Here is a 22,317-nt window from a genome sequence, read left to right on the forward strand (position 1 = left end):
AACGGTGAAATCGCTGTGATTTTTGTCTGGTGTCAGTAGAAAGTGAGTGGAAAGCCGATGCTATCAGGGGAAAGACTCGGGTGCTCATTTGGGCTGCAACAGGGTCACCAGAAGTTGCAACTCTTTCACTATTTTACTTTCAAACTGGGCTTCCAGTTCTTCCCGCTCAATATCTAATTGCTGCAGTGTCTTTTTAGGAAGTTGTTTGCGTGCGTCGAGAATAGGGTGGTGACGGATTTTTTCAAAAAATCCGCGGGTTTCCGGTAGTTGCCCATCCAGTGGGTATTTCTCGTTATCCAGTAAGTCACATAAATTAATGACTCTTAATACCGCTTCACTAATACCGCACTGTTGCTGCAGTGTTGCCTGAATAATAGTGATTATGCTGGTAATGATGTCCTGTTCGCGTTGTTCAATCTTGCGTTGTTTTTCGCGAGTCTGACGCCGCAAGGCCATAAGCAAATAAACGGCATAACCACTTAGCCCTGCAACCACTATAAAGGCGAGCGTTACCAGTAAATAAAAATGTTCAGCAACAAAGGTCATTAAAAGCGATCACTAAAGGGCTGTTCCAGCTTGTCGAGCAAGTCGGGGCTGTCGTCGTCGAGATCGGCTTCTTCGTCATCCTCGATCCCTAACAATTCACACAGTGTTTTGTGTCGTTTCAGCAGGTGTTCAACGTAATGCTGATCCTGTGAGTCCACCTTTTTACCCGAGTCTAATTTGTCGATTAGAGACTGCAGTCGTTTGTCGTTTTCGATAAAATTGAGCTCTTCAAGTGGACTCTTAAACTTGGGAATAAGCCGGGTATTGTCTTCTCTAGACGGGCCAGCGGCAAACAGCGAAATTTTCTTTTTGCTGCCGTGACGCTTATCGGCGTTTGTGCCATGAACACCGCCTTGTTGTTTTTTTGCTTTTTCTTCAACAAGACTGTTGCGGCTTCCTGGTGCTTTACCATTGCCCTTTTTGGTCTTTTTAACAATCTCCCCTTTCGGCAGCTTTGGTTTTGCTCTGGGCAAGGATTGCGTTACTTTTCTGGATTTCTTTACACGTGGCATAGTCTACTGACTCCTGATAAGAGCAGTTAAATGAATAATGGAGGATTATAAAATATTTCAGGGGTGACAAAAACAAGAAACGGCGATTAAACGCCGTTGTTTCTAAAAGCAGGTTATAGAGAAACCATGATCCCTTCAGTAACCAATCTTGTTGTAACCTCGCATTTATTATTTTTGTTCGAGGCCTTTTTATATTTTATGTCATCGTGACACTTGTTATTTCTTCCTTGTTCCCAAGAAGTCAGGGGGCGCTAGCCAATTGAAAATCAGTCAGCGCTTGACCTTGGTGCGTAAGAATACACGATGTTAAAAAATTTACAACTTTTTTACAAAAACAAAATTTAATGCAAACCGGAAACATATAGTGACAGTATGCGAATGTCTTCATCGGTGAGTTTTTTGGCGATATCACGCATCATGCCATTGGGGTCGTTTGCGCGTTGCCCGCTGCGGAACTGTTCCAGTTGCGATTTTGTGTAGTCGCTGTGCTGCCCGCTGATATCTGGAAATTTAGCCAGCGCCATACCGTTACCACGAGGACCGTGACAGGCGATACAGGCGGTAATTCCGCGCTCGAGGTCTCCGCCCGTGTAGAGTGCTTCACCAGCGGCGATAACGTCTTCAGGTGTTTCACCCTTGGTCATAGTCTGACTGGCAAACCAGGCGGCCAAATCAGCAATATCCTGATCAGATAACCCTGCAGCCATGCCATTCATCACGGCATTGTTACGTCCTTCAGAACCACCTGTCTGTGACGCCAAACGAAACTCTTGTAATTGTTTGATCAGATATGCTTCGTGTTGACCTGCTATTTTGGGATTCATTGGAATCATGCTGTTCCCATCGTTACCATGGCAGGCTGCACAGGTAGCAGATTTAGATTTACCTGCTTCTGCATCACCTTGCGCAAAAGCCATTTGACTGAAACCGGCAGTCAACGTAAGCAATAAAAGCCATTTTTTCATAGTGGTTCTCAAGTAATTTCTTGTTAAAATCGTTTTGTAATCAGTTATTTTACACACTTTAAAACACAGGAAAACAGGATAAGAGGTTTTCTAAGCAATTATCTTCTTGAGTTTTTGTGATTCTGATGCAAAAACTTTAGCAGAAAAACAGAGAAATAATTAAACGTGAGTATATATTCTAAAGCCGCTTTCACTATCAGTGCCCCTGATATTAAACATCTGATGCCGGACACCGGGATAGAAATTGCTTTTGCCGGGCGCTCCAATGCGGGCAAGTCCAGTGCACTGAATGCCTTAACGCGACAAAAAAGTCTGGCCAGAACCAGTAAAACACCAGGTCGTACACAACAAATTAATGTTTTCAATATAGATGAAGATAACCGCCTTATTGATTTACCTGGCTATGGTTTTGCGCAGGTACCCCAGGCATTAAAAGAAAAATGGCAAAGGGCGCTGGGGGAATATCTGGAAAAACGCGAAAGTTTAAAAGGCCTGGTGGTTATGATGGACATCAGGCATCCGTTTAAAGATCTGGATCAGCAGTTGATCCACTGGGCAGTAGCCAGTGATATCCCGGTGCTGGCCCTGTTAACTAAGGCCGACAAACTCAAGTCCGGCAAGCGTAAAGCGCAGGTAAGTATGGCGCAGGAAGCCGCAATGGCATTTTGTGGCGATGTAGAAGTGGCGGCATTTTCCTCGATGACGAAACTGGGACTGACTCAGTTAGAAAGTAAACTCAATGGTTGGTTTGGCTTTGATCAGCCCGCAAGTCAGGAAAATGAATAGTGCAGATAAAAGAAACCCCTCCAGAGGAGGGGTATATAACTAGAGAAAACACACACAACTATTAATACAGACCAGCCTGATTTCTATTAGTTCAAAATAAATTAAAATTTTTTTAATTTTTTTCAAAAATATGCCTTTCTTTGCCCTGGCGGCAGCAATCAAAGATCAATATGTGGCCATTTGCCCTGGAAATTCCGGAAGAGTGAAAAAGCGGCAGACATAAAAAAACCCCGGTAAAACTACCGGGGTTAAAGCAAAGGTTTGAAAGATAGAACATCTTACCTCTGTACCCTACAAGTGCGAATATAGAGGCATTGATTTTGAAAGTCAATAACAATAATGTAATTTAATTACATTGCTTTGTCGGGCCTAATGGGCCTCTTCCCAGTTTTTACCTATGCCTACTTCCGCTATAAGTGGTATTTTTAAGGTATTTTCTGCTTCCATCAATGACTGAATTTGCTTTGTATATTCTTCAATCGATTGTTCTTTTATTTCAAAAACAAGTTCGTCATGTACTTGCATGATCATTTTTGCCTGTTCCGGGTCCTGGGTTTGCAGCCAGTCATGCACCCGTAGCATTGCGCGTTTAATAATATCCGCAGCAGTACCCTGCATCGGGGCGTTAATGGCGGCGCGTTCTGCGGCTTTTCTGCGAGCGCCATTTTTGGCGTTAATTTCTGGCAGGTACAGGCGTCGGCCGTAGACGGTTTCAACGTATCCCTGTTCTGCTGCTTTAGCACGGGTATCCTCCATATATTGCAGTACACCGGGGTAGCGCTGGAAGTACAAATCCATGTAATTTTGCGCTTCGTGGCGGGGGATATTGAGTTGTTTTGCCAGGCCAAAGGCGGACATACCGTAAATCAAACCAAAGTTAATGGCTTTTGCGCTGCGTCTTTGATCAGCGGTCACGTCATCAAGACTGACAGAGAACACTTCTGCTGCTGTTGATTTGTGAATGTCGAGGCCTTTTTGAAAGGCGTTGATCAAACCTGCATCGCCGGAAAGGTGTGCCATGATACGCAGCTCAATTTGAGAATAGTCAGCCGCGACTATTTTATAGTCTTTGGGGGCAATAAACGCTTTCCTGATGCTGCGACCAGCTTCGTTTCTGATTGGAATGTTCTGCAGATTGGGCTCAGTAGAAGACAGGCGACCAGTTACTGCTACAGCCTGATGATAACTGGTGTGTACACGTCCCGTTTTACTGTCCACCATTTTTGGCAATTTATCAGTATAGGTGTTACGCAGCTTAGTCAGCCCTCGATACTCCATGATCTGTGCCGGCAGGGGGTAATCCATGGCAAGTTCCTGCAATACCTCTTCTGAGGTAGAGGGGGCGCCTTTTGGGGTCTTTTTTAGTACCGGCAATGACATTTTGTTAAACAGAATGTCCTGCAACTGTTTGGTGGAGCCTAAATTAAATACTTCACCGGCTTCTTCATGTACGGCTTTTTCTAATTCTGCAGCCCTTAGTGCAAACGTGTTGCTCAACTGGTTGAGTTGATGCACATCGATTAACACGCCGTTTTGTTCAATCTGAGCCAGTACCCTGGCTAACGGCAACTCAATATCACTGAGTACCTGTAACAGACCCGGTTGTTCAGCAAGTTTTTCACTCAGCACCTGGTGTAGTCGCAGGGTTATATCGGCATCTTCGGCAGCGTAGTGAGCGGCCTTTTCCAGCTCTATCTGATTAAAGGTAAGTTGCTTTGCACCTTTGCCGGCGATGTCTTCGAACGAAACCGTAGAACAATTGAGATAACGCAGTGCCAGGCTGTCCATATCATGTTTGCCGGCGACACTGTTTAATATATAAGAAGCCAGCATAGTATCGTTAACTATGCCATTTATCCTGATGCCATAATGACTCAAAACGTTCTGGTCATATTTGAGGTGTTGTCCCACTTTTTTGATCGCCGGATCTTCCAGGATGGGCTTTAGTTTATCTAACGTAGCCTGAAAGGGCAGTTGTTCCGGGGCCCCGGGATAATCATGTTGCAGTGGCAGATAAGCGGCTTTATGCGCTTCTGTTGCGAAGGACAATCCCACCAGTTCTGCCTGCATGTAATTGAGGCTGGTTGTTTCGGTATCCACAGCCACCACATCTGCCTTTTGCAATTTATCCAACCAGCTTTGCAATTGTTGCTCGGTGAGTATGGTTTCGTATTCCACGCTGATTTCAGGTTTTTCTGTGTCTGCCACATCGGCATTGGCAACCTGACTATCGGTGTTGAATTTATCTGAAGCGTTGAGTAGTTCCTGATGCCAGCGTTTAAATTCGAGGTCGCCAAAAAACGTAGTCAGCTTTTCATTGTCTGCGGGTTTGATATGCAGGTCTGCAGGTTCTACTTGCAACTCAACATCCAGTTTAATGGTTGCCAGTTCGTAGGATAATTTGGCCTGTTGCTCGAAGTCTTTAATTTTATTGGCAAAGTTCCTGGCGCCCCGAAATTCCAGGCCCGCAATTTCATCAAGGCGGGCATAGATCTCGCTGACACCACCAATACCGTTTAACAGGCTAACCGCACTTTTATCTCCAACTCCCGGTACGCCCGGGATATTGTCTACTTTGTCGCCTTTTAACGCCAGATAATCAATAATGAGTTCCGGTCCGACACCAAACTTTTTGTGGACACCATCAATGTCCATCACAGTATTGGTCATGGTATTGATTAGTTCGACGTGTTCGTTGACCAGTTGCGCCATATCTTTATCGCCGGTGCTGATAACGGTTTTCATACCTGCTTCAGAAGCCTGTTTGGCTAATGTGCCTATCACATCATCAGCTTCGACACCTTCAATGACCAGTAAAGGCAAACCCATCGCCGCTACAATCTCATGCAAAGGCTGAATTTGCTCCCTGAGTTCATCGGGCATAGGTGGGCGATTCGCCTTATATTCCTGATAAATATCGTCTCTGAAGGTTTTACCTTTGGCGTCAAAAACCACGGCCATGAGTTGGGGATTGTATTGTTTAATCAGGCTCTTCAGCATGTTAATAACGCCGTAAATTGCACCGGTAGCCATACCTTTGGAGTTGGTTAATGGCGGCAATCCGTGAAAAGCTCTGAACAGATAAGATGAACCATCCACCAGGATGAAAGGGGCGTTGTCATTTGTTGTCATTGGTGAGTGTCCGAATGAATTGATTAAGCGATATGTAATAGTTGTTTTTCATGATAGCGAATTGACAGAAAAAAGCGGAAGTTATTCGCGTTAAAATAAAGCATGTGCTGTGGATAACTTTGTGAGTTTTTTAGAGACAACACGAACAACCGTAATAAAACGGCTTTTGTCTGTATTAATTAACTTTTATTTCAATAACTTAGAATAAGATAAATGGAACTTGGTTTTATTCTTATTTTAGTTTTAATGTGGATAACCTTGTTAACAGCCTTCCTGAACGTTTGTTTTTTGAACACTGTTTTGCGTCAAGGGTCGAAGAATGTACCATATCTGGAATAAAAGAGAAGGCTTAAATTAATAATTCGTTAGATGCAATAACTATTAGCAAACAGCTAATTGTACTAAAACAAAATTTGACAAAAATTCAGGTGAAAGCTACCCGATATTCCGGGTGTAAATTTGCGGCGTTCGCCCCTCAAATCAGAAGCGACTTTCCATACCCACATAATAAAATCGACCATTGAAACCAAACGGAGCAGCCCGCCTGGAATAGGTGAATACGCCGGGTGAGTCCACCAGTACGTTTCCATCTATGGTTTCAATACGGCCTGCCCGGCTTTGACCTATCCGGTTTTTATCGGGGTAAGTGTTAGTCAGATTGTTAATGCCAGCGTGCAACAGAGTGTTTTCTGACAATTGATAACTGGCCCGGACGTCAGCCAGCCACTTAGCTGAATATCGCTGACTCTGATCGGCATCTATGACCCGATATCGTCCGTAGCGGTTAGTGGAAGCGGTAAATACCCAGTCGTGTATTTGATAATTGGCGCTGACAATTGCATGTGATGCAGGTTGCCATTCTTCAATGATTGAACGCGCTTGTTCGCCGAACAAATCCTGCTCGTCGATATCATTTAATCCGCCACTGGGTTTCACGGCAACAACCTGAGTATCGGTGGCATTGACCGCAAAAGTAAAATCTAACGCGCCTTGTGGTACATCCGGGAACCAACTGATCACCAGATCTACGCCTTTAGTTTCTGTTTCTGCCGCGTTGAGAAAGAATTGTGCACTTTGAACGCCATTGTTTTGCAGCACGTCGTCTAATATTGCGCTGCCTAACCCCCGGGTTAGTTGTTCACTGATGACAATGCGATCATCAATTTTAATCAGGTAAAAATCTAACGTGGCAGTGAGGCTTTGCCCGGTATAGAGCAGGCCGGCGTTAACACTGATGGACTTTTCTTCCTCTAATTGGGGGATACCCAGTTCTTTGGCCAACTGGCTGTCGTTTCTGAAAGTACCTACCTGGGCTGCAACACCGTTATTAAATTGGGTACTGATATTGTTGAAATACAGTTGTTGCATTGAAGGGGCTCTGAAGCCGGTATTAAACGAAGTTCTGATCCCCCATCGATTATCAAAATCATGGCGACCGGCGAGTTTGAGGTTAAGGGTGTTGCCAAACCCTTCATAATGGTCAAACCTCAATGCGCCATTCAGCAGGCTTCTGCTGCTCAGATCCCATTCGGCATCAAAATAAGCAGAATAAACAAAACGGGTTTCATCGACGCTGTTCATAGGAGAGAATCCCGGGAATACCTGAATGCCGGCATCGCCACCGCCTTCGATACCATCAAAATCCTGCCAGGAGTATTCACTGCCGGCGTCAATTTGATAGCTGTCCAGACGCAATTCCGCCCCCCAGGCATAATTTTTACGGATGCGCTCACTGACAAAGTCGATATTGAGGGTGGCCAGAGAGGAAGACAGTTTTCCCGAGTCGGCACTGGTTGGCGTCACTGCCAGAATCTCAGCGGCAGATGTACCGCTATTCACCAGGTGTTGTACAAATGAGGCGTTAACCGAATTATTCACATCAAATTGCATTGTGTTGCCACCGAAAGTCGCAGAAACATCCAGATTGATGTTACTTTGCAGTAATGTGGAATACCCTGCGCTTACCGAGTAATCCAGTAAGCTTGCTGCGATTTCAGGTAGAAAGCCATCAGGATAGAAGCTCTGTGTACCATCAATTACCGGGTTCTTTTCGGTTTCATTAGCGCGCCGGAAAAAGCCACTGGACAGCGTGTTTTTGTGAGACAACGTGATAAAGCCGTAATATTCACCACCAAAGGTCTCCTTGTAACCATTAATTACTCCGGATACTTGCCGTACCTGCGCATCCCCAATGTGAAAGTTCTGCCGGGGAAACGTTAACTCCCTTGAGTCATCTGTTTCCGGTATCCCATCGGCGTCAATATCCGAACAGGTAAATAAGTACTGACAAACTCCGGTTAACCCGGCCCGGTTGGTATCACCCCGGTCACGCACTTCCAAAGTGGCATTGATGCTGCCGGTGTCGAACTCAAAGCTGTGGTTTGCGGCTAATACTGCGGTGTTGCCATCCCCTGCCTGATGAACACCATAACTGCCATAGATTGACGAATACTCTTCGTCATCCTTCAGAATAATGTTAATTACGCCGGCTATTGCGTCTGAGCCGTATTGTGCCGCGGCACCGTCTCTGAGAATCTCAATGCGCTTAATGGCGGCCACCGGGATAGCATTTAAATCCGTTCCTGATGTGCCACGCCCAACAGAGGTGTTGATGTGCAATAAAGCTGCGCTATGGCGTCGTTTGTTGTTGATCAAAACCAGGGTTTGGTCGGGTCCCAGACCTCGCAGCGTTGCCGGTCGTATTGCGTCGGTACCATCGCTGATTGCAGAACTGGAAAAATTAAAAGATGGTGCGGTATTTTGCAGCATTCGACCCACTTCCAGATGGCCACTGTTGCGCAACCTTTCGGCATCTATCGCATCTACAGCGACCGGTAACTCGGCGCTGCTACGCCCAAAGTTTCGGGTGCCAATAACGTGAACCTGTTCAATGTCTTCCTCATCAATTTCCCCTACCATGGGTTGCGCGGTCAACTCCGGAGCCAATATCAATATAAACGGAATGCTTTTTTTGATGATGTTTAGGGGAGATTGCATTAATGCCAAATCGATTGCTTTCATTGATCAGATAATTTGGGGTAATTATAGAATGGAATTTTGGGATTACACATAATTCATTAGTCGCAGATGACGAGGACTGTTCTGTGGCTGGTTAAAAAATAAACTATAATTTGCTTTTTCTTCTGCTCCGGTCCATATTTTACTATCTATATCAGGAGAAAGTATACGGCAGTGGTGTGGCAAGTATATTTGGCAGGTGAGATCCACTCACGGTGGAGAACGGAAATTACAGGGCTAAGCGAGGCTCTGGGGTGCGTGTGGAATACAGCAGCCCAATCACCGATTTGAAAGTCAGCGATGCGATTGGTAGTCAGCTATCGGGCAGCGAAGCCCGCCAGGTGTGGAACGACTATAAGTTTGCCCGTTTAAACCAGGCCCGCAATAAGGTGCTGTTAGAGAAAGCTGATATCGTTATCGTGCGCTTTACAGAACAATACCGACAATTCAATTCTGCCTTCGAAGCCGGGTTTGCTGTGGCTCAGGGAAAACCATTGATTTCCTGGCATGACGAATCGTTGAATCACGCGCTAAAAGACATTGATTCGGTGTCAGTTGCGGTGGCTCACAATGCCGATGAGGTCGTCAAGGCACTATCTTTTATATGTTGCTAACGCGAACCCTAATGGTTCACAAACGCCCAATGGCACAGTGAAGGTCAGCACGGCGCAATTCTGCAGCACAGGTACTTTTCTCCTTGAGTATCAGACGCTTTGCTTTTAAAGTGCCATATCTCTTGAGAACTTAATTTTCTTTGTTTCCCTAATTCATGCAATATCGCTCGATCGTCCGTATTCTTGGTTTATTGGTGGCTTTGTTTAGCGTCACTATGGTGCCGCCAGCATTGGTTTCACTGATCTTTCAGGATGGCGGAGGCCTACCTTTTTTGATGGCATTTTTCCTGTGTTTAGTGACAGGAGTGGCAATCTGGTATCCCAATAAAAATGCCCGCGATGATTTGCGCGCGAAAGAAGGCTTTCTGATTGTGGCGCTGTTCTGGGCCGTACTGGCCAGTTTTGGTGCGCTACCTCTGGTATTGATGGAACAACCTGAGATGTCAGTAACCGATGCCTTTTTTGAATCATTTTCCGGGCTTACAACCACGGGTGCCACAGTAATAGAAGGCATTGAGTTCCTGCCCAAAGCCGTACAGTTTTACCGCCAGCAATTGCAATGGTTGGGCGGCATGGGGATCATTGTATTGGCCGTGGCGATACTACCAATACTTGGCGTAGGTGGCATGCAGCTGTACCGGGCAGAAATACCTGGTCCGGTAAAAGATTCTAAAATGACGCCCCGTATCGCTGATACTGCCAAGCACCTTTGGTACATTTACCTGTCGCTCACTATTGCCTGCACGGTGGCCTATTGGTTGGCCGGTATGAACTGGTTTGACGCGATATGTCATGCGTTCTCTACTATTGCCATTGGTGGGTTTTCCACCTATGACGCCAGTTTAGGTCACTTTGATTCCACGATGATCAACTTGGTTTGTGTGGTATTTCTGTGGATTGCCGCATTGAATTTTGCCTTGCACTATGCCGCTGCAACAGGCCGCTCTTTGAAAACCTATTTCACTGACCCGGAATTACGCGCCTTTTTCAGTATCCAGGTTACCCTGGTACTGCTGACCTTTTTGGTTCTGGTGTATTACGAGTTATATGACAATGCCGAAATGGCCTTTGATCAGGCTTTGATTCAGGCGGTGTCACTGAGTACAACTGCCGGTTTTACCACCACCAATTTCTCTGAGTGGCCGGTGTTTTTACCTATTGTGTTAATCTTTGCCAGCTTTATTGGCGGGTGTGCCAGCTCCACCGGTGGCGGATTGAAAGTGGTCAGGGTTCTGCTGCTTTATTTGCAGGGCAAACGGGAAGTCGACCGACTTATCCACCCCAAAGCAGTGTATTCCGTCAAACTGGGTGACAGAGCGTTGCCCGACAGGGTGGTGGATGCAGTATGGGGATTTTTCTCCGCCTACGCATTGGTATTTGTCATTATTATGATTTGTTTAATTGCAACCGGGTTGGATAATCTCACCGCGTTTTCCGCAACTGCGGCCATGTTGAACAATCTTGGACCGGGCTTGGGCGAGGTTGCAGGCACCTACTCATCTGTATCAGATGCCGGCAAGTGGTTTTTGATCTTAGCCATGCTCTTCGGGCGTCTTGAGGTATTTTCGCTGCTGGTTTTGTTTTCGCCCACCTTTTGGCGTAGTTAAGTTGATGGTTGCTCCTAAAAGAAAAAGGCGCTGGGCTGGAACAGTTTCTCTACATCGGAAATAAACTTTTTGTCCACTAAAAACATGATAACGTGATCATCCGGCTCGATAACAGTATCGCTGTGAGCAATAATCACTTCTTCTTTGCGTACAATGGCACCGATAGTTGTACCCGGGGGCAGGCGAATTTCTGAAATCATCTTACCTACCACTTTAGAGGTATTTTCATCGCCGTGAGCAATGGCTTCAATGGCCTCTGCCGCACCGCGACGCAGCGAGTAAACGTTGACGATATCGCCTCGTCTGATATGGGTTAGTAACGCCGAAATTGTGGCTTGCTGAGGAGAGAACGCAATATCTATTTCGCCGCCCTGAACCAAATCAACATAGGCACCACGTTGGATCAGCACCATGGCTTTTTTGGCGCCCAGGCGCTTGGCCAGCATCGCTGACATAATATTGGCTTCATCATCATTGGTCACCGCAATAAACGCGTCAACCTGCTCAACGTGTTCTTCCTGCAATAATTCCTGATCTGACGCATCTCCCACAAACACAATGGTTTTGTCTAAGGTTGTGGAGAGGTATTTGGCCCGGTCATAACTGTATTCGATGAGTTTGACGTGGTGATCATGTTCCAGTTGTCGCGCCAGTCCGGCACCAATTAGGCCGCCTCCGGCAATCATGATGCGTTTATAGCTACCTTCCAGCTTTTGCAGCTCGCTCATTACCGCCCGAATGTGTTTGGTGGCGGCAATAAAAAACACTTCATCGTCTGCTTCTATCACCGTTGTGCCCAGGGGTCTGATAGGCTTACCGCGACGATAAATGGCGGCCACCCGGGTTTCTACGTTGGGCATGTGTTCTTTCAGTGCTGACAGTGCATGGCCCACCAACAAACCACCGTAGTAGGCCTTTACAGCGACCAGGCTGGCACGACCTTCGGCGAATTCCACAACCTGTAATGCGCCAGGATAGTCAATTAACCGTTTAATGGATTGCGTTACCAATTGCTCAGGTGCGATAAGATGATCAACCGGGACATCCTGGTGTTTAAAAAGCTGCTTTTGATAAACAATGTATTGTTCTGAGCGAACCCGGGCGATTTTAGTGGGGGTTTTAAATAAGCTGTAGGCCACCTGGCAGGCCATCATATTGCTTTCATCACTGTTAGTAACGGCCACCAACATATCGGCATCTTCTGCGCCGGCTTTTTGCAATACTTCCGGATGGGAGCCGATACCCTGTACCACTTGTAAATCCAGGCGGTCCTGCAATGCCCGGATTTTTTCGGAGTCATAGTCAATCACGGTGATGTCGTTTTTCTCACCTACCAGGTTTTCTGCCAATGTGGCGCCAACCTGACCTGCTCCCAAAATTATGATTTTCATATGGTTAAGCTTATTTTATTGTTTTTAAGGGTACCGCTTTTGCAGTTTAGCGTAATAAAAGCCATCCATACCAGATTCGCCAGGCAGGATTTGCCTTTCTGATCCATCTCCCGAATGGGTGGGATCTAAAGGAATGGCTATGGCATCCTCCGTTCTTGCCAGGAATGCCGCAACCTGTTGGGTGTTTTCTTCCGGCAAAATGGAGCAGGTAGCGTACAGTAATGTGCCGCCGGGTTTAAGTTGTGACCACAGGCTATCCAAAATTTGCGCCTGCAAGCTAACCAGATTGCTGATGTCCTGATTTTTGCGCAACCAAAGAATATCCGGATGGCGGCGAATGATCCCGGTAGCCGAACAGGGAGCATCCAGCAATATTTTGTCGAATAGTCGTTGTTCGCTGTTCCAGCGGGCTATGTCATTGGCGTCTGCGATTCGCACGTCCGGTGCAGCTAATCCCAGCCTGGTGGTGTTTTCAAGGATGCTTTTGCTTCTGATTTCATCAACTTCCAGCGCAATACACTGTTGCAGTGCCGGCTGCAGCTCCAGAATGTGACAATACTTACCACCGGGGGCTGCACACGCATCCAGGATCGTCTCCTGAGGCTGTGGTGCCAGGTAATGGGCAGCATGTTGAGCGGCTTTGTCCTGGACACTAAACCAGCCATCCTCATAACCGGGTAACTGATTGATGCGGCTGTTATCCAGTAATTTAAAGGTTGATGGCATTTGCGCATCTTGCTCAAACTGGATTTGCGCTGATGACAATGCGGCAGCAAAGTCTGTGGCTGAAATATTGCGAACATTAACCCTTAGCCAGATAGGGGGCTTGCAGGCTTGCTGCACTGCGATGTCCTGGTAGTTATCCGGATAGGCGGCTTTTAATTTTTTGTAATACCACTTAGGCAAATTGAGGCTGACGCGCTCTTCCTCTGGTGGCTTGTCCGCAATGGACTGGCGCTCAAAATTGCGCAGCACGGCGTTGACCAGGTTCTTTAGATGCGCCTGTTTCAGGGGTTGGCATGCGGATACGGTTTCAGACACCGCGGCATACTGGCTCACTCGGGAAAAATGCAGTTGATACAGACCCAAATACAGCAGGTGTTCAATAATTCGGGCGTCATTTTTAATGGGAGACTGTAACAGCTGCCGCAACCAAAATTGCAGGGTGGGTAATTGTCTTAATACGCCATAAACCATCTCATGCAGCCAGGCTTTGTCCTGTTCTTTTACCTTAAGCAAGGCTTCAGGTAACACCTCCTGCAATGATTTGCGTTGTTCCAAAACGGCAAATATAGCTTTTGCAGCAATGGCTCGTATATTGTAACCGGATTGCGCTTTAATGATTGGCTCCCGGTTTTTGACCAGGTTTAAACCAGTCAGGGCGGGCATTGATGATGTCACTCACCGGTTGCGCTTTTTTGCCGGGTATTTGAAGCTGCAATAGTGTAATACTGCCATTACCGGTCTGAACTTCAATGCCATCTCTGGCGACACTGATAATGGTTCCCGGAGCGGCTTGATTGCTGTTGGTTTGCCACTTCGCCTGCCACACTTTGATATTCTTGTCGTCTAATTCAAACCAGGTACCGGGCCAGGGATTAAAGGCTCTGATATTGCGCTCAATTTGTTGTCCGTCTTGTTGCCAGTCAATCAAACCTTCGGCTTTATCCAGTTTTTTAGCATAACTGGCTAGTTCATCATTTTGTTTTTCTGGTACCAGAGAATCGAATTTATCCAAAGCCTCTATGAGGGCTTGAGGTCCAACGTTTGCCAACTTCTCATAGAGACTGGCACTGGTATCGTCAGCTGTGATTGCGATTTCCGATTTCAACAGCATATCACCGGTATCCAGCCCGATATCCATATTCATGATGGTGACACCGGTGGTTTTATCTCCTGCCCAGATGGCCCGTTGAATGGGGGCGGCGCCGCGCCATTGAGGTAATAGCGAGCCGTGTACATTCACGCAACCACGTGGCGGAATATCCAGCACCGCTTTGGGTAACAGCAAGCCGTAAGCCACCACTACCATAATATCGAAATCAATACTGGCTAGTGCCTGTTGTGCGTCGGCGTCCTTGAGTGATTCCGGTTGATAAACTGCAATGTTGGCGTCTAATGCCAGTTGTTTCACCGGACTGGCCTGCAGCTTTTTCCCCCGGCCCGCCGGACGATCCGGTTGGGTGTAAACTGCCACGACCTTGTGACGGGAGGCTAACAATGCCTGTAAATGTTGCGCAGCAAAATCCGGCGTACCGGCAAAGACTACTTTTAATGCAGTAGAAGAGGCTAAAGACACAGTATTGTTTATCCTTTTGCTGCCAGTCGGGCTTCTTTTTCCAGCTTGGCTTTAATGCGCTGCCTTTTTAGCGGAGACAAGTAGTCGATAAATAATTTACCCAGCAAATGATCCATCTCGTGCTGTATGCACACTGCCAATAATCCTTCTGCATTCAGGGTGAACTCATCACCTTTTTCATTCAGGGCTTTCACCGTGATGGCTTCAGCGCGTTCTACCTTGGCGTAGTTATTTGGCACTGACAAACAGCCTTCTTCATTGATCATCTTGCCTTGCTGCTCAATGATTTCGGGGTTGATAAACACAAGTGGCTCATTTTGTTCTTCAGAAACGTCCATCACCACAACGCGCTTGTGAACGTTAACCTGCGTGGCCGCAAGTCCTATACCTTTTTCTTCGCGCATGGTCTCGAACATGTTACTGACCAGATCTCTGATTGAATCATCTACTTCTGTCACTGCTTCAGCTACTGTTCTGAGCCTTTCATCCGGGAACCGTAAAACTTCTAAAACTGCCATAACTCTTCTTCTACTCTTGCCGTTGTCGGGTATCGGCACACATACAATTAATTGATTAAAAACACGACCAAAACCTTTTAACCCGCTATTCTAACTGATAACGTCAGGTTAATGACAGTAGCACATGTAACTAATCACCGTTGGAGATAAGATTGAAATACCGGATTTTCAGTTTGATTCTGGCTTTAATGGTCAGTGTGAGCGGCAGTGCTGTCGAAATTAAAGCGTCGGCGCCAGATGTATATGTGGTTAAAAAAGGCGATACGCTTTGGCAAATTGCGGGTATGTATCTGGATAAGCCCTGGAACTGGCCTTTACTGTGGCAACAAAATACCCAGATTGAAAATCCACATCTGATTTATCCTGGCGACCGACTATTACTGGAGCGCAATGCCAATGGCGACACCGTGTTATCTATGGTGCGCAACGAAAAACGCCAGATTCAGCTGTCTCCGAAAGCGATCCGTGAACTGAAAAATCCCGACCCTATTCCAACCATCCCCTGGTCAATTATTGAAACCCATATTCGCAATGATCTGGTAATGGAAAAAGCTTTATACGAGGCGCAACCATATCTGTTGGGAGATCAGGAAGGGGCTGTGAGATTTGCCCATACCGATGTGGTACTGGGGAAAAAGGGAGGATTTCAGCCTGAACAGTATCAGGTGGTGAGGGAGCACAGTGAATTAACCTCGATGCAGGGTGAAGCGCTGGGCTATTTAGTTAAACACGTCGCAATTGCAGAACCCATAAACACCGAACTTGAAACGGAAATGCTGGTGCAGATAAAAGGAGCCAGTCAGGAAGTAAAGCGCGGAGACCGTTTAATTCCGCTGGAACAGCGGCCTATTTCCGCCAATGTAGATATGGTGCCAGCCACCACACAATCGGGAAATATTATTGCCAGTTTACAAGACCGCTCATTACTGGGAAAATATGATACCGTCGTCATTGATGTGGGTTTCGAACAGGTTAGTCCTGGAATGGTGATGGGGATCTACTTGCAGGGGCCTGATATCATTGATGATGAGCCGCTGCGTTATGATGAATCTGAGCTGTCACTATTGAGCATTCACGGTGATTCGGATCGAATTCGTCAACCGGCCATCAAGGTAGGCGAACTGGTCGTATTTAAAACCTTTAACAAGGTAAGCTATGCGCTGATTACTGCATCAACCAGTGTCATCCGCAAGGGGGCTATTGTAGCCAGGCCCTAATTAACGAGTAACAAGGACAGGGTGTCCGTATTGAGGAAATGTACATGGAAGTTAAATATGATCCCTCCTGGAATGAGTCCGGGCAACTTGATTTGTGGCTGTTGCTGCACTGCATGCCTGGTTTGGGGGTGCGAAAATTACAAAAATTGTATGCCGTTGCAGAATACAACCTGCAGAATATTCCCCTGTTATCCGGTAGCCAGTTTAAGGCTGCTGGTCTGTCATTTAAGCATTTTTCCAGCATACAAAATCAATACGCAAAGTACCTTGATGAAGTAAAACAGTGGCTGGCAGAATCTGCTACACACTTTGTTCTGCCGCTTAACCATCCGGATTACCCGGACCAACTCCGTGAAATCAGCGCGCCGCCATTGCTGCTTTTTGGCATTGGCGATCCGGCGGTGTTACAGGAATATCAACTGGCAATAGTTGGGTCCCGCAGAATGACACCGGCAGGCAGTAAAATAGGCCGTCAACTGGCGTCAGATTTGATAGAAAGTGGCTGGCACATAACCAGTGGGCTGGCATTGGGCATTGATACCCAGGCCCATTTGGGGGCACTGGATAAAAGCGGAATAACCATAGCTGTGATGGCGACTGGTGTCGACAGCATTTATCCCCGCCGCAACCAACAGTTAGCGATGGATATCGTGGCCGCAGGAGGCTGTTTAGTCAGTGAGTTTCCGCTGCGAAGTCAACCGAAAAAAGAACACTTTCCGAGGCGGAACCGGATAATCAGCGGCTTGTCTAATGGAGTATTAGTGGTGGAAGCGGCCCTGAAAAGCGGCTCTCTGATTACGGCAAGATATGCATTGGAGCAGAATCGTGAGGTGTTTGCCGTGCCGGGCAGTGTTTATAATTTAAGCAGTCAGGGGTGTCACTACCTGATCAAGCAAGGGGCTAAACTGGTTGAGCAAGTGTCTGACATTAATGAAGAATTCCCAAACATCCGACAAACCGGGGTAAATCCTGTAACAATAAACTGCGAAAAAAAGTGCAAATTGCCCTTGGCAACAGAGGGATTGTTAGCTAGTGTTGGTTTTGAAGCAACACCAATTGATGTTGTAGCGCAACGTAGCGGACTGCCAGTGACGGCGGTGATGTCAGAATTATTAGAATATGAGCTACGTGGTTTGGTAGCCACTGTCCCTGGTGGTTACATTAGATTGGGGGAATAATAAAAATGTTCGATATCCTCATGTATCTTTTTGAAAATCTGGTACATAGCGAGTCTGAATTCCGCGTTGACCAGGACGAACTTACCGAAGAGCTTATCAGAGCGGGTTTCCATCACGACGAAATATACAAAGCGTTGGCCTGGTTGGAAAAGTTAGCCGCCCTGCAGGAAACTGATAATAATCCCTATCTTTCTACGGTTAACAGTCATGCTGTTGCCCGGGTGTTTACTGCCGAAGAGGAGGTACGCCTGGATGTAGAATGCCGCGGGTTTTTGATGTTTCTGGAACAAATCAATGTGTTAGACGCCAGTACCCGGGAGATGGTGATTGATCGGGTGATGGAAATCGACGTCAATGATTTTTGTCTGGAAGATCTGAAATGGGTAGTGTTGATGGTACTGTTCAATGTACCAGGCAAAGAGAATGCCTATGCTCAGATGGAAGACTTGCTGTTCGATGAACCGGAAGGTCCTTTGCATTAATTGCAGCACGCTTTCTGACAATGTTCTCGATCGCGAACTATGGCAATGATAGACAATTCCTTATTCGACAAAAATAAAGAATCCATCAAACACGCATTTGGCGATTGCCCCAAGTGTCAGTCTGAGTTGCGTATTCGAAATGGCAAAAGTGGCAAGTTTTTGGGTTGCTCTGCTTACCCTGACTGCGATTACGCACAGCCTTTGAGTAAACATCAGGGGGTGGAGACGCTCAAAGTTATGGAAAATTCTTCCTGTCCGGAGTGTCAGTCGCAGTTGGCGGTTAAGAAAGGCCGCTTTGGCATGTTTATCGGTTGTACTAATTTTCCTGAATGCCATTTTATTCAACAGGATGAACCGGCAAAAAAGACAGACGCAAAGGTGACGTGCCCAAAATGTCAAAAAGGCCAACTAGTCCAAAGAGCCAGCAAAAGTGGCCGTCCATTTTATTCTTGTAATCAGTACCCTGAATGTAAGTACATTTTAAATGAGCGACCGGTTCAACAGGCCTGCCCGGAATGTCGCTGGCCGGTGATGGTGGCTAAATCAGATTCCACACTGCAATGTCCACAAAAGACCTGCCAATTTAAAACGTCGCTATAAATTCATCGTTTAATTTGCCAGACGGTACATTGTTTTTGTAACTTACGGCTATACATCAGCCATCACATCATAGAATTTACAGGCCAGTTATGTCTCATCTGTCTGCAAGTAATGAACAGGTCGATCCCTTGTTGGACGCCTTCAAGTCTGGACGCGTTTTCGTTTATCCTACAGAAGCCGTAATGGGTATCGGCTGTGATCCGGATAATGAAGCAGCGGTAAAACATATCTGTCAGCTTAAAAACAGGCCTTTGCACAAAGGTGTAATTCTTATCGCAGATAATTATTCGCAATTACTAAAGTATGTTGATGACCAGGCCATCCCTATGGATAAACGCACGGAAATATTTTCCAGCTGGCCCGGAGCTAACACCTGGCTATTGCCAAAATCCAAAACTGCGCCTGAATGGTTAACCGGTGAGCATGATTCGATTGCTGTGCGGGTTACGGCACATCAGGGGGTTAAAGCATTATGCCAACGCCTGAACAGTGCGCTGGTGTCAACCAGTGCCAATCTGGCTGGCGAAGATCCTTGCCGTACTATTGAAGAAGCCAAAGCCGTGTTTGGTGACAGTGTTATATTTATAGAAGGCGAAACCGATGGAAACGCCAGCCCCAGTGTTATCCGGGATGGTGTTACTGGTCAAATTATTCGAGGCTGATGGTGACTATACAAGAAACACAAATAGAAGACGTTAAGCGATTTTTGCTGAAGTTGCAGGATGATATATGTCAGACCTTGCAGTTAAGCGATGGTAAAGGCGTATTTAAAGAAGACAATTGGGACAGGGAGCAGGGTGGCGGTGGACGCACCCGGGTGTTAACCGGTGGCGATGTATTTGAACAGGCCGGTGTTAACTTTTCTCATGTTTATGGCGGCGAACTTCCGCCATCTGCTACAGCGGCTCGACCCGAGCTGGCAGGCAGGAGTTTTCAGGCTTTGGGCGTGTCATTGGTGGTGCACCCCAATAACCCCTATATCCCTACTTCGCATGCGAACGTGCGTTTTTTTATTGCCGAAAAACCCGGCCACGATCCGGTATGGTGGTTTGGGGGGGGATTTGACCTGACGCCTTTTTATCCTTTTTTCGATGATGTAAAACACTGGCATAAAACCGCGCAACAAATCTGTAGCCCCTTTGGAGAGGATGTATACCAGCAGTATAAAGACTGGTGCGACAAATATTTCTATCTGAAACACCGGGAGGAAACCCGTGGAGTGGGTGGCTTATTCTTTGATGATCTGAACCAATGGGGCTTTGAAAAGTGTTTTGAGTTTATGCGCAATGTCGGAGAAGGCTATTTGTCCGCCTATATTCCTATCGTAGAAAAACGCAAAACCTTGCGCTTTGGTGAGTCGGAAAGGCAATTTCAGTTGTATCGGCGGGGACGCTATACCGAGTTTAATTTACTGTTCGACAGAGGCACCTTATTTGGTATCCAGAGCGGTGGCCGAACTGAATCCATTTTAATGTCAATGCCACCACTAGCTCGTTGGGAATACGCGTATAAGCCTAAACCGGGTTCCAAAGAATCAGAGTTATATGACTATTACTTAACGCCGCAGAATTGGCTGGCTATTTCAGAACAGGAGTTGCGCACTTGAAAAAGTTCGTGGTGTTCGGCAACCCAATCGCCCACAGTAAATCGCCCTTAATTCACCGTTTGTTCGCGGAGCAATTTGGCCTTCAGATAGATTATCAAGCGCAATTGTCTGTTGAATCTGACTTTGAAGCTGATGTCCGCACTCTGCAACAGTCGGGTTTCAGTGGTTGCAACGTTACTATGCCTTTTAAACTACAGGCTTTTCAACTAGCCGATGAATTATCAGAAAGAGCTAAAATTGCCGGGGCTGTAAACACCTTGAGTTTATACCCTGATAAAATCGTTGCCGACAACACCGACGGGCAGGGGTTGGTGGGGGATCTCGCATTGACTATATCGTTAAAAGGGCGACATATCTTATTACTCGGTGCCGGTGGGGCAGCAAAAGGCTGTATTTATCCCCTGTTTCAGGCTGGTGTCAGTAAAATCAGTATTTGGAATCGCAGTCACGAAAAGGCACAACAGTTGGCGAAGCAGCTACATTCATTGGGTGATATTACTGCGGTGACCGCAGAGCAACTGTTCGGTTTACAACCAGAGATTATAGTCAACTCAACAGCGTCCAGCGTGAGTGGCGTAATCCCGGATATTTGTTCAGAGGTATTTTCCGCCGCTGAACTGGCTTATGACATGTTTTATCAGGATGAATTAACCAGCTTTCTTAATTTTGCTCAGGCTAATAATGACCACATTACACTGAAAGATGGTTTGGGGATGCTGGTAGGACAGGCCGCAGAAAGCTTCAGAATTTGGCATGGTGTGCAGCCCGATATAAACAAAGTAACCCGTTATCTACGACAACCTTAGTGATTATAGCCCCTTCTCTTGCAGGTAATCGTCTTTCAGTTTGACGTAATTATCTGCAGATATTTTCAGGAACGCGATTTCATCCTGGTTTAAAGGCCGGGCCTGTTTACACGGTTGTCCCACGTATAAATACCCTGATTTGAGTACTTTGTTGGGCGGTACCAATGCACCCGCGCCGATAAACACATCATCTTCTACAACGGCACCGTCCATTATTATTGCCCCCATACCCACCAGGATACGATTGCCTAACGTGCATCCATGTAACATACAATGGTGTCCAACCGTTACATCATCACCAATAACCAGAGGATAACCATCAGGGTTGGACGCCGTTTTACGGGTGACATGCAAAATAGTGCCGTCCTGAATATTAGTGGCTTTACCAATAGTCATTGTATTAACGTCGCCTCTGGCAGCCACCAAAGGCCAAATACTGGCATGCTCTCCAATAGTAATGTCCCCAACCAACACAGATGATTCATCTATATATACGCTGGACGGAATAACGGGCGTAATGCCTTTATAAGATCTGACTGGCATGAATAACTCATTTTATATGGTTAAATGTTCCAGGACTTTAGCAGATATTAGCTAGTAAATGCGGCTTTCCTGGCTATATTGATTATTAATTCGGCATTCGAAACAAAATTGTCAATTATTTGAAATAAAGTGTTGACGGTGTAAATCATGTCTGTAGAATGCGCGCTCGCTTCAGGGGGAAACATTCTTTTTAAGGAAAGAGTTGGATTCTGAAGCGGCTTCTTAAGGTGTAAAACTGAATTGAGTGAAAACTCTACAGGCCTTTAAGTAAGCGGGCTACAACAAGTTACCTGAAAAAATAAATTCAAATAACATGTTGACAAGCCGAACGGGAAGTGTAGAATGCGCATCCCGCTTGAGGAGAGACTCAGGCAAACGTTCTTTAACAATCAGCAATAAGACAATCTGTGTGGGCATCGATTGATTTTGATGTCGACCCAAAAAATTTATATATTCGATTTTAATTGAAGAGTTTGATCATGGCTCAGATTGAACGC

The 22,317-nt window shown here is 46.3% G+C and carries 20 protein-coding genes; 10 read left to right on the forward strand and 10 right to left on the reverse strand.

Annotation, left to right across the window (positions count from 1 at the left end):
- Positions 1 to 84: 84 nt before the first annotated feature.
- The 3 genes from LJ740_RS17765 to LJ740_RS17775 all read right to left on the reverse strand — a co-directional run bounded on the left by LJ740_RS17765 (position 85) and on the right by LJ740_RS17775 (position 2,023).
- Positions 85 to 546, reverse strand: a complete 462-nt coding sequence (locus tag LJ740_RS17765) for a DUF2489 domain-containing protein (RefSeq protein ID WP_229530463.1) — start codon at positions 544 to 546, stop codon at positions 85 to 87.
- Entirely contained in the window at positions 546 to 1,058 is a 513-nt protein-coding gene (gene yihI / locus LJ740_RS17770) for a Der GTPase-activating protein YihI (protein ID WP_229530464.1), read from the reverse strand. The genes LJ740_RS17765 and yihI overlap by 1 nt, the downstream gene beginning before the upstream one ends.
- A gap of 341 nt (positions 1,059 to 1,399) precedes the next feature.
- Complete coding sequence (locus tag LJ740_RS17775) at positions 1,400 to 2,023, reverse strand: c-type cytochrome (RefSeq protein WP_229530465.1); 624 nt, start codon at positions 2,021 to 2,023, stop codon at positions 1,400 to 1,402.
- 165 nt (positions 2,024 to 2,188) lie between these two features.
- Between LJ740_RS17775 and yihA the strand changes: the two genes are divergently transcribed.
- Positions 2,189 to 2,809 carry a ribosome biogenesis GTP-binding protein YihA/YsxC gene (gene yihA / locus LJ740_RS17780; protein ID WP_229530466.1) on the forward strand — a complete coding sequence of 207 codons (621 nt, stop codon included), beginning with the start codon at positions 2,189 to 2,191 and terminating at the stop codon, positions 2,807 to 2,809.
- Positions 2,810 to 3,178: 369 nt separating this feature from the next.
- On the opposite strand, the gene polA is transcribed toward yihA, so the two are convergent.
- Together polA and LJ740_RS17790 are read right to left on the reverse strand one after the other, a co-directional pair.
- Positions 3,179 to 5,941 carry a DNA polymerase I gene (gene polA, locus LJ740_RS17785; protein WP_229530467.1) on the reverse strand — a complete coding sequence of 921 codons (2,763 nt, stop codon included), beginning with the start codon at positions 5,939 to 5,941 and terminating at the stop codon, positions 3,179 to 3,181.
- A gap of 480 nt (positions 5,942 to 6,421) precedes the next feature.
- Positions 6,422 to 8,962, reverse strand: a complete 2,541-nt coding sequence (locus LJ740_RS17790) for a TonB-dependent receptor plug domain-containing protein (RefSeq protein WP_229530468.1) — start codon at positions 8,960 to 8,962, stop codon at positions 6,422 to 6,424.
- Positions 8,963 to 9,219: 257 nt separating this feature from the next.
- Here LJ740_RS17790 and LJ740_RS17795 point away from each other — a divergent pair, with 257 nt between their 5' ends.
- Together LJ740_RS17795 and LJ740_RS17800 are read left to right on the forward strand one after the other, a co-directional pair.
- Positions 9,220 to 9,573, forward strand: coding sequence for a YtoQ family protein (locus LJ740_RS17795; RefSeq protein ID WP_229530469.1), 354 nt, complete (start codon positions 9,220 to 9,222; stop codon positions 9,571 to 9,573).
- A gap of 155 nt (positions 9,574 to 9,728) precedes the next feature.
- The gene (locus tag LJ740_RS17800) at positions 9,729 to 11,180 is read left to right on the forward strand and encodes a TrkH family potassium uptake protein (RefSeq protein WP_229530470.1); all 1,452 of its coding nucleotides are present in this window, start codon (positions 9,729 to 9,731) and stop codon (positions 11,178 to 11,180) included.
- Between the two features lie 14 nt (positions 11,181 to 11,194).
- Here LJ740_RS17800 and trkA read toward each other — a convergent pair whose 3' ends face one another.
- The 4 genes from trkA to def are packed head-to-tail and all read right to left on the reverse strand — an operon-like array spanning position 11,195 to position 15,388.
- Positions 11,195 to 12,571, reverse strand: coding sequence for a Trk system potassium transporter TrkA (gene trkA, locus LJ740_RS17805; RefSeq protein ID WP_229530471.1), 1,377 nt, complete (start codon positions 12,569 to 12,571; stop codon positions 11,195 to 11,197).
- A gap of 24 nt (positions 12,572 to 12,595) precedes the next feature.
- Positions 12,596 to 13,960 (reverse strand): 16S rRNA (cytosine(967)-C(5))-methyltransferase RsmB, encoded by a 1,365-nt coding sequence (rsmB, locus tag LJ740_RS17810; RefSeq protein ID WP_229530472.1) that lies wholly within the window; start codon positions 13,958 to 13,960, stop codon positions 12,596 to 12,598.
- Entirely contained in the window at positions 13,908 to 14,870 is a 963-nt protein-coding gene (gene fmt / locus LJ740_RS17815) for a methionyl-tRNA formyltransferase (RefSeq protein ID WP_229530473.1), read from the reverse strand. Before fmt ends, rsmB begins: the two co-directional genes overlap by 53 nt.
- Before the next feature lie 8 nt (positions 14,871 to 14,878).
- Positions 14,879 to 15,388, reverse strand: a complete 510-nt coding sequence (gene def / locus LJ740_RS17820; protein WP_229530474.1) for a peptide deformylase — start codon at positions 15,386 to 15,388, stop codon at positions 14,879 to 14,881.
- Between the two features lie 152 nt (positions 15,389 to 15,540).
- Between def and LJ740_RS17825 the strand changes: the two genes are divergently transcribed.
- The 7 genes from LJ740_RS17825 (at position 15,541) to aroE (ending at position 21,277) form a co-directional block, all read left to right on the forward strand.
- A complete protein-coding gene (locus LJ740_RS17825) occupies positions 15,541 to 16,605 on the forward strand; it encodes a LysM peptidoglycan-binding domain-containing protein (RefSeq protein WP_229530475.1) in 1,065 nt (354 codons plus the stop codon).
- A gap of 44 nt (positions 16,606 to 16,649) precedes the next feature.
- Complete coding sequence (gene dprA, locus LJ740_RS17830) at positions 16,650 to 17,783, forward strand: DNA-processing protein DprA (RefSeq protein WP_229530476.1); 1,134 nt, start codon at positions 16,650 to 16,652, stop codon at positions 17,781 to 17,783.
- Positions 17,784 to 17,788: 5 nt separating this feature from the next.
- Positions 17,789 to 18,265, forward strand: a complete 477-nt coding sequence (locus LJ740_RS17835; protein ID WP_229530477.1) for a DUF494 family protein — start codon at positions 17,789 to 17,791, stop codon at positions 18,263 to 18,265.
- 39 nt (positions 18,266 to 18,304) lie between these two features.
- On the forward strand, positions 18,305 to 18,865 hold the full coding sequence (locus LJ740_RS17840) for a DNA topoisomerase family protein (RefSeq protein ID WP_229530478.1): 561 nt from the start codon (positions 18,305 to 18,307) through the stop codon (positions 18,863 to 18,865).
- Between the two features lie 89 nt (positions 18,866 to 18,954).
- Positions 18,955 to 19,527: a Sua5/YciO/YrdC/YwlC family protein gene (locus LJ740_RS17845; RefSeq protein ID WP_229530479.1), complete on the forward strand. Its 573-nt coding sequence runs from the start codon at positions 18,955 to 18,957 to the stop codon at positions 19,525 to 19,527.
- Entirely contained in the window at positions 19,527 to 20,471 is a 945-nt protein-coding gene (gene hemF / locus LJ740_RS17850) for an oxygen-dependent coproporphyrinogen oxidase (RefSeq protein WP_229530480.1), read from the forward strand. The genes LJ740_RS17845 and hemF overlap by 1 nt, the downstream gene beginning before the upstream one ends.
- Positions 20,468 to 21,277: a shikimate dehydrogenase gene (gene aroE, locus LJ740_RS17855; protein ID WP_229530481.1), complete on the forward strand. Its 810-nt coding sequence runs from the start codon at positions 20,468 to 20,470 to the stop codon at positions 21,275 to 21,277. Before hemF ends, aroE begins: the two co-directional genes overlap by 4 nt.
- Before the next feature lie 3 nt (positions 21,278 to 21,280).
- Here aroE and LJ740_RS17860 read toward each other — a convergent pair whose 3' ends face one another.
- Positions 21,281 to 21,820: a gamma carbonic anhydrase family protein gene (locus LJ740_RS17860; protein WP_229530482.1), complete on the reverse strand. Its 540-nt coding sequence runs from the start codon at positions 21,818 to 21,820 to the stop codon at positions 21,281 to 21,283.
- Positions 21,821 to 22,317 lie beyond the last annotated feature (497 nt).

The sequence above is a fragment of the Planctobacterium marinum genome, assembly GCF_020687805.1.
GTDB classification, from domain to species: domain Bacteria; phylum Pseudomonadota; class Gammaproteobacteria; order Enterobacterales; family Alteromonadaceae; genus Planctobacterium; species Planctobacterium marinum.

What these genes read in the sequence shown, in the direction of transcription:
- yihI (WP_229530464.1), bottom strand. Translation starts at nt 1,058, where the DNA reads ATGCCACGTGTAAAGAAATCCAGAAAAGTAACGCAATCCTTGCCCAGA.
- LJ740_RS17840 (WP_229530478.1), top strand. Translation starts at nt 18,305, where the DNA reads ATGGCAATGATAGACAATTCCTTATTCGACAAAAATAAAGAATCCATC.
- LJ740_RS17845 (WP_229530479.1), top strand. Translation starts at nt 18,955, where the DNA reads ATGTCTCATCTGTCTGCAAGTAATGAACAGGTCGATCCCTTGTTGGAC.
- trkA (WP_229530471.1), bottom strand. Translation starts at nt 12,571, where the DNA reads ATGAAAATCATAATTTTGGGAGCAGGTCAGGTTGGCGCCACATTGGCA.
- LJ740_RS17775 (WP_229530465.1), bottom strand. Translation starts at nt 2,023, where the DNA reads ATGAAAAAATGGCTTTTATTGCTTACGTTGACTGCCGGTTTCAGTCAA.
- LJ740_RS17790 (WP_229530468.1), bottom strand. Translation starts at nt 8,962, where the DNA reads ATGAAAGCAATCGATTTGGCATTAATGCAATCTCCCCTAAACATCATC.
- LJ740_RS17800 (WP_229530470.1), top strand. Translation starts at nt 9,729, where the DNA reads ATGCAATATCGCTCGATCGTCCGTATTCTTGGTTTATTGGTGGCTTTG.
- def (WP_229530474.1), bottom strand. Translation starts at nt 15,388, where the DNA reads ATGGCAGTTTTAGAAGTTTTACGGTTCCCGGATGAAAGGCTCAGAACA.
- LJ740_RS17765 (WP_229530463.1), bottom strand. Translation starts at nt 546, where the DNA reads ATGACCTTTGTTGCTGAACATTTTTATTTACTGGTAACGCTCGCCTTT.
- dprA (WP_229530476.1), top strand. Translation starts at nt 16,650, where the DNA reads ATGGAAGTTAAATATGATCCCTCCTGGAATGAGTCCGGGCAACTTGAT.
- LJ740_RS17835 (WP_229530477.1), top strand. Translation starts at nt 17,789, where the DNA reads ATGTTCGATATCCTCATGTATCTTTTTGAAAATCTGGTACATAGCGAG.
- polA (WP_229530467.1), bottom strand. Translation starts at nt 5,941, where the DNA reads ATGACAACAAATGACAACGCCCCTTTCATCCTGGTGGATGGTTCATCT.
- rsmB (WP_229530472.1), bottom strand. Translation starts at nt 13,960, where the DNA reads ATGCCCGCCCTGACTGGTTTAAACCTGGTCAAAAACCGGGAGCCAATC.
- hemF (WP_229530480.1), top strand. Translation starts at nt 19,527, where the DNA reads ATGGTGACTATACAAGAAACACAAATAGAAGACGTTAAGCGATTTTTG.
- LJ740_RS17860 (WP_229530482.1), bottom strand. Translation starts at nt 21,820, where the DNA reads ATGCCAGTCAGATCTTATAAAGGCATTACGCCCGTTATTCCGTCCAGC.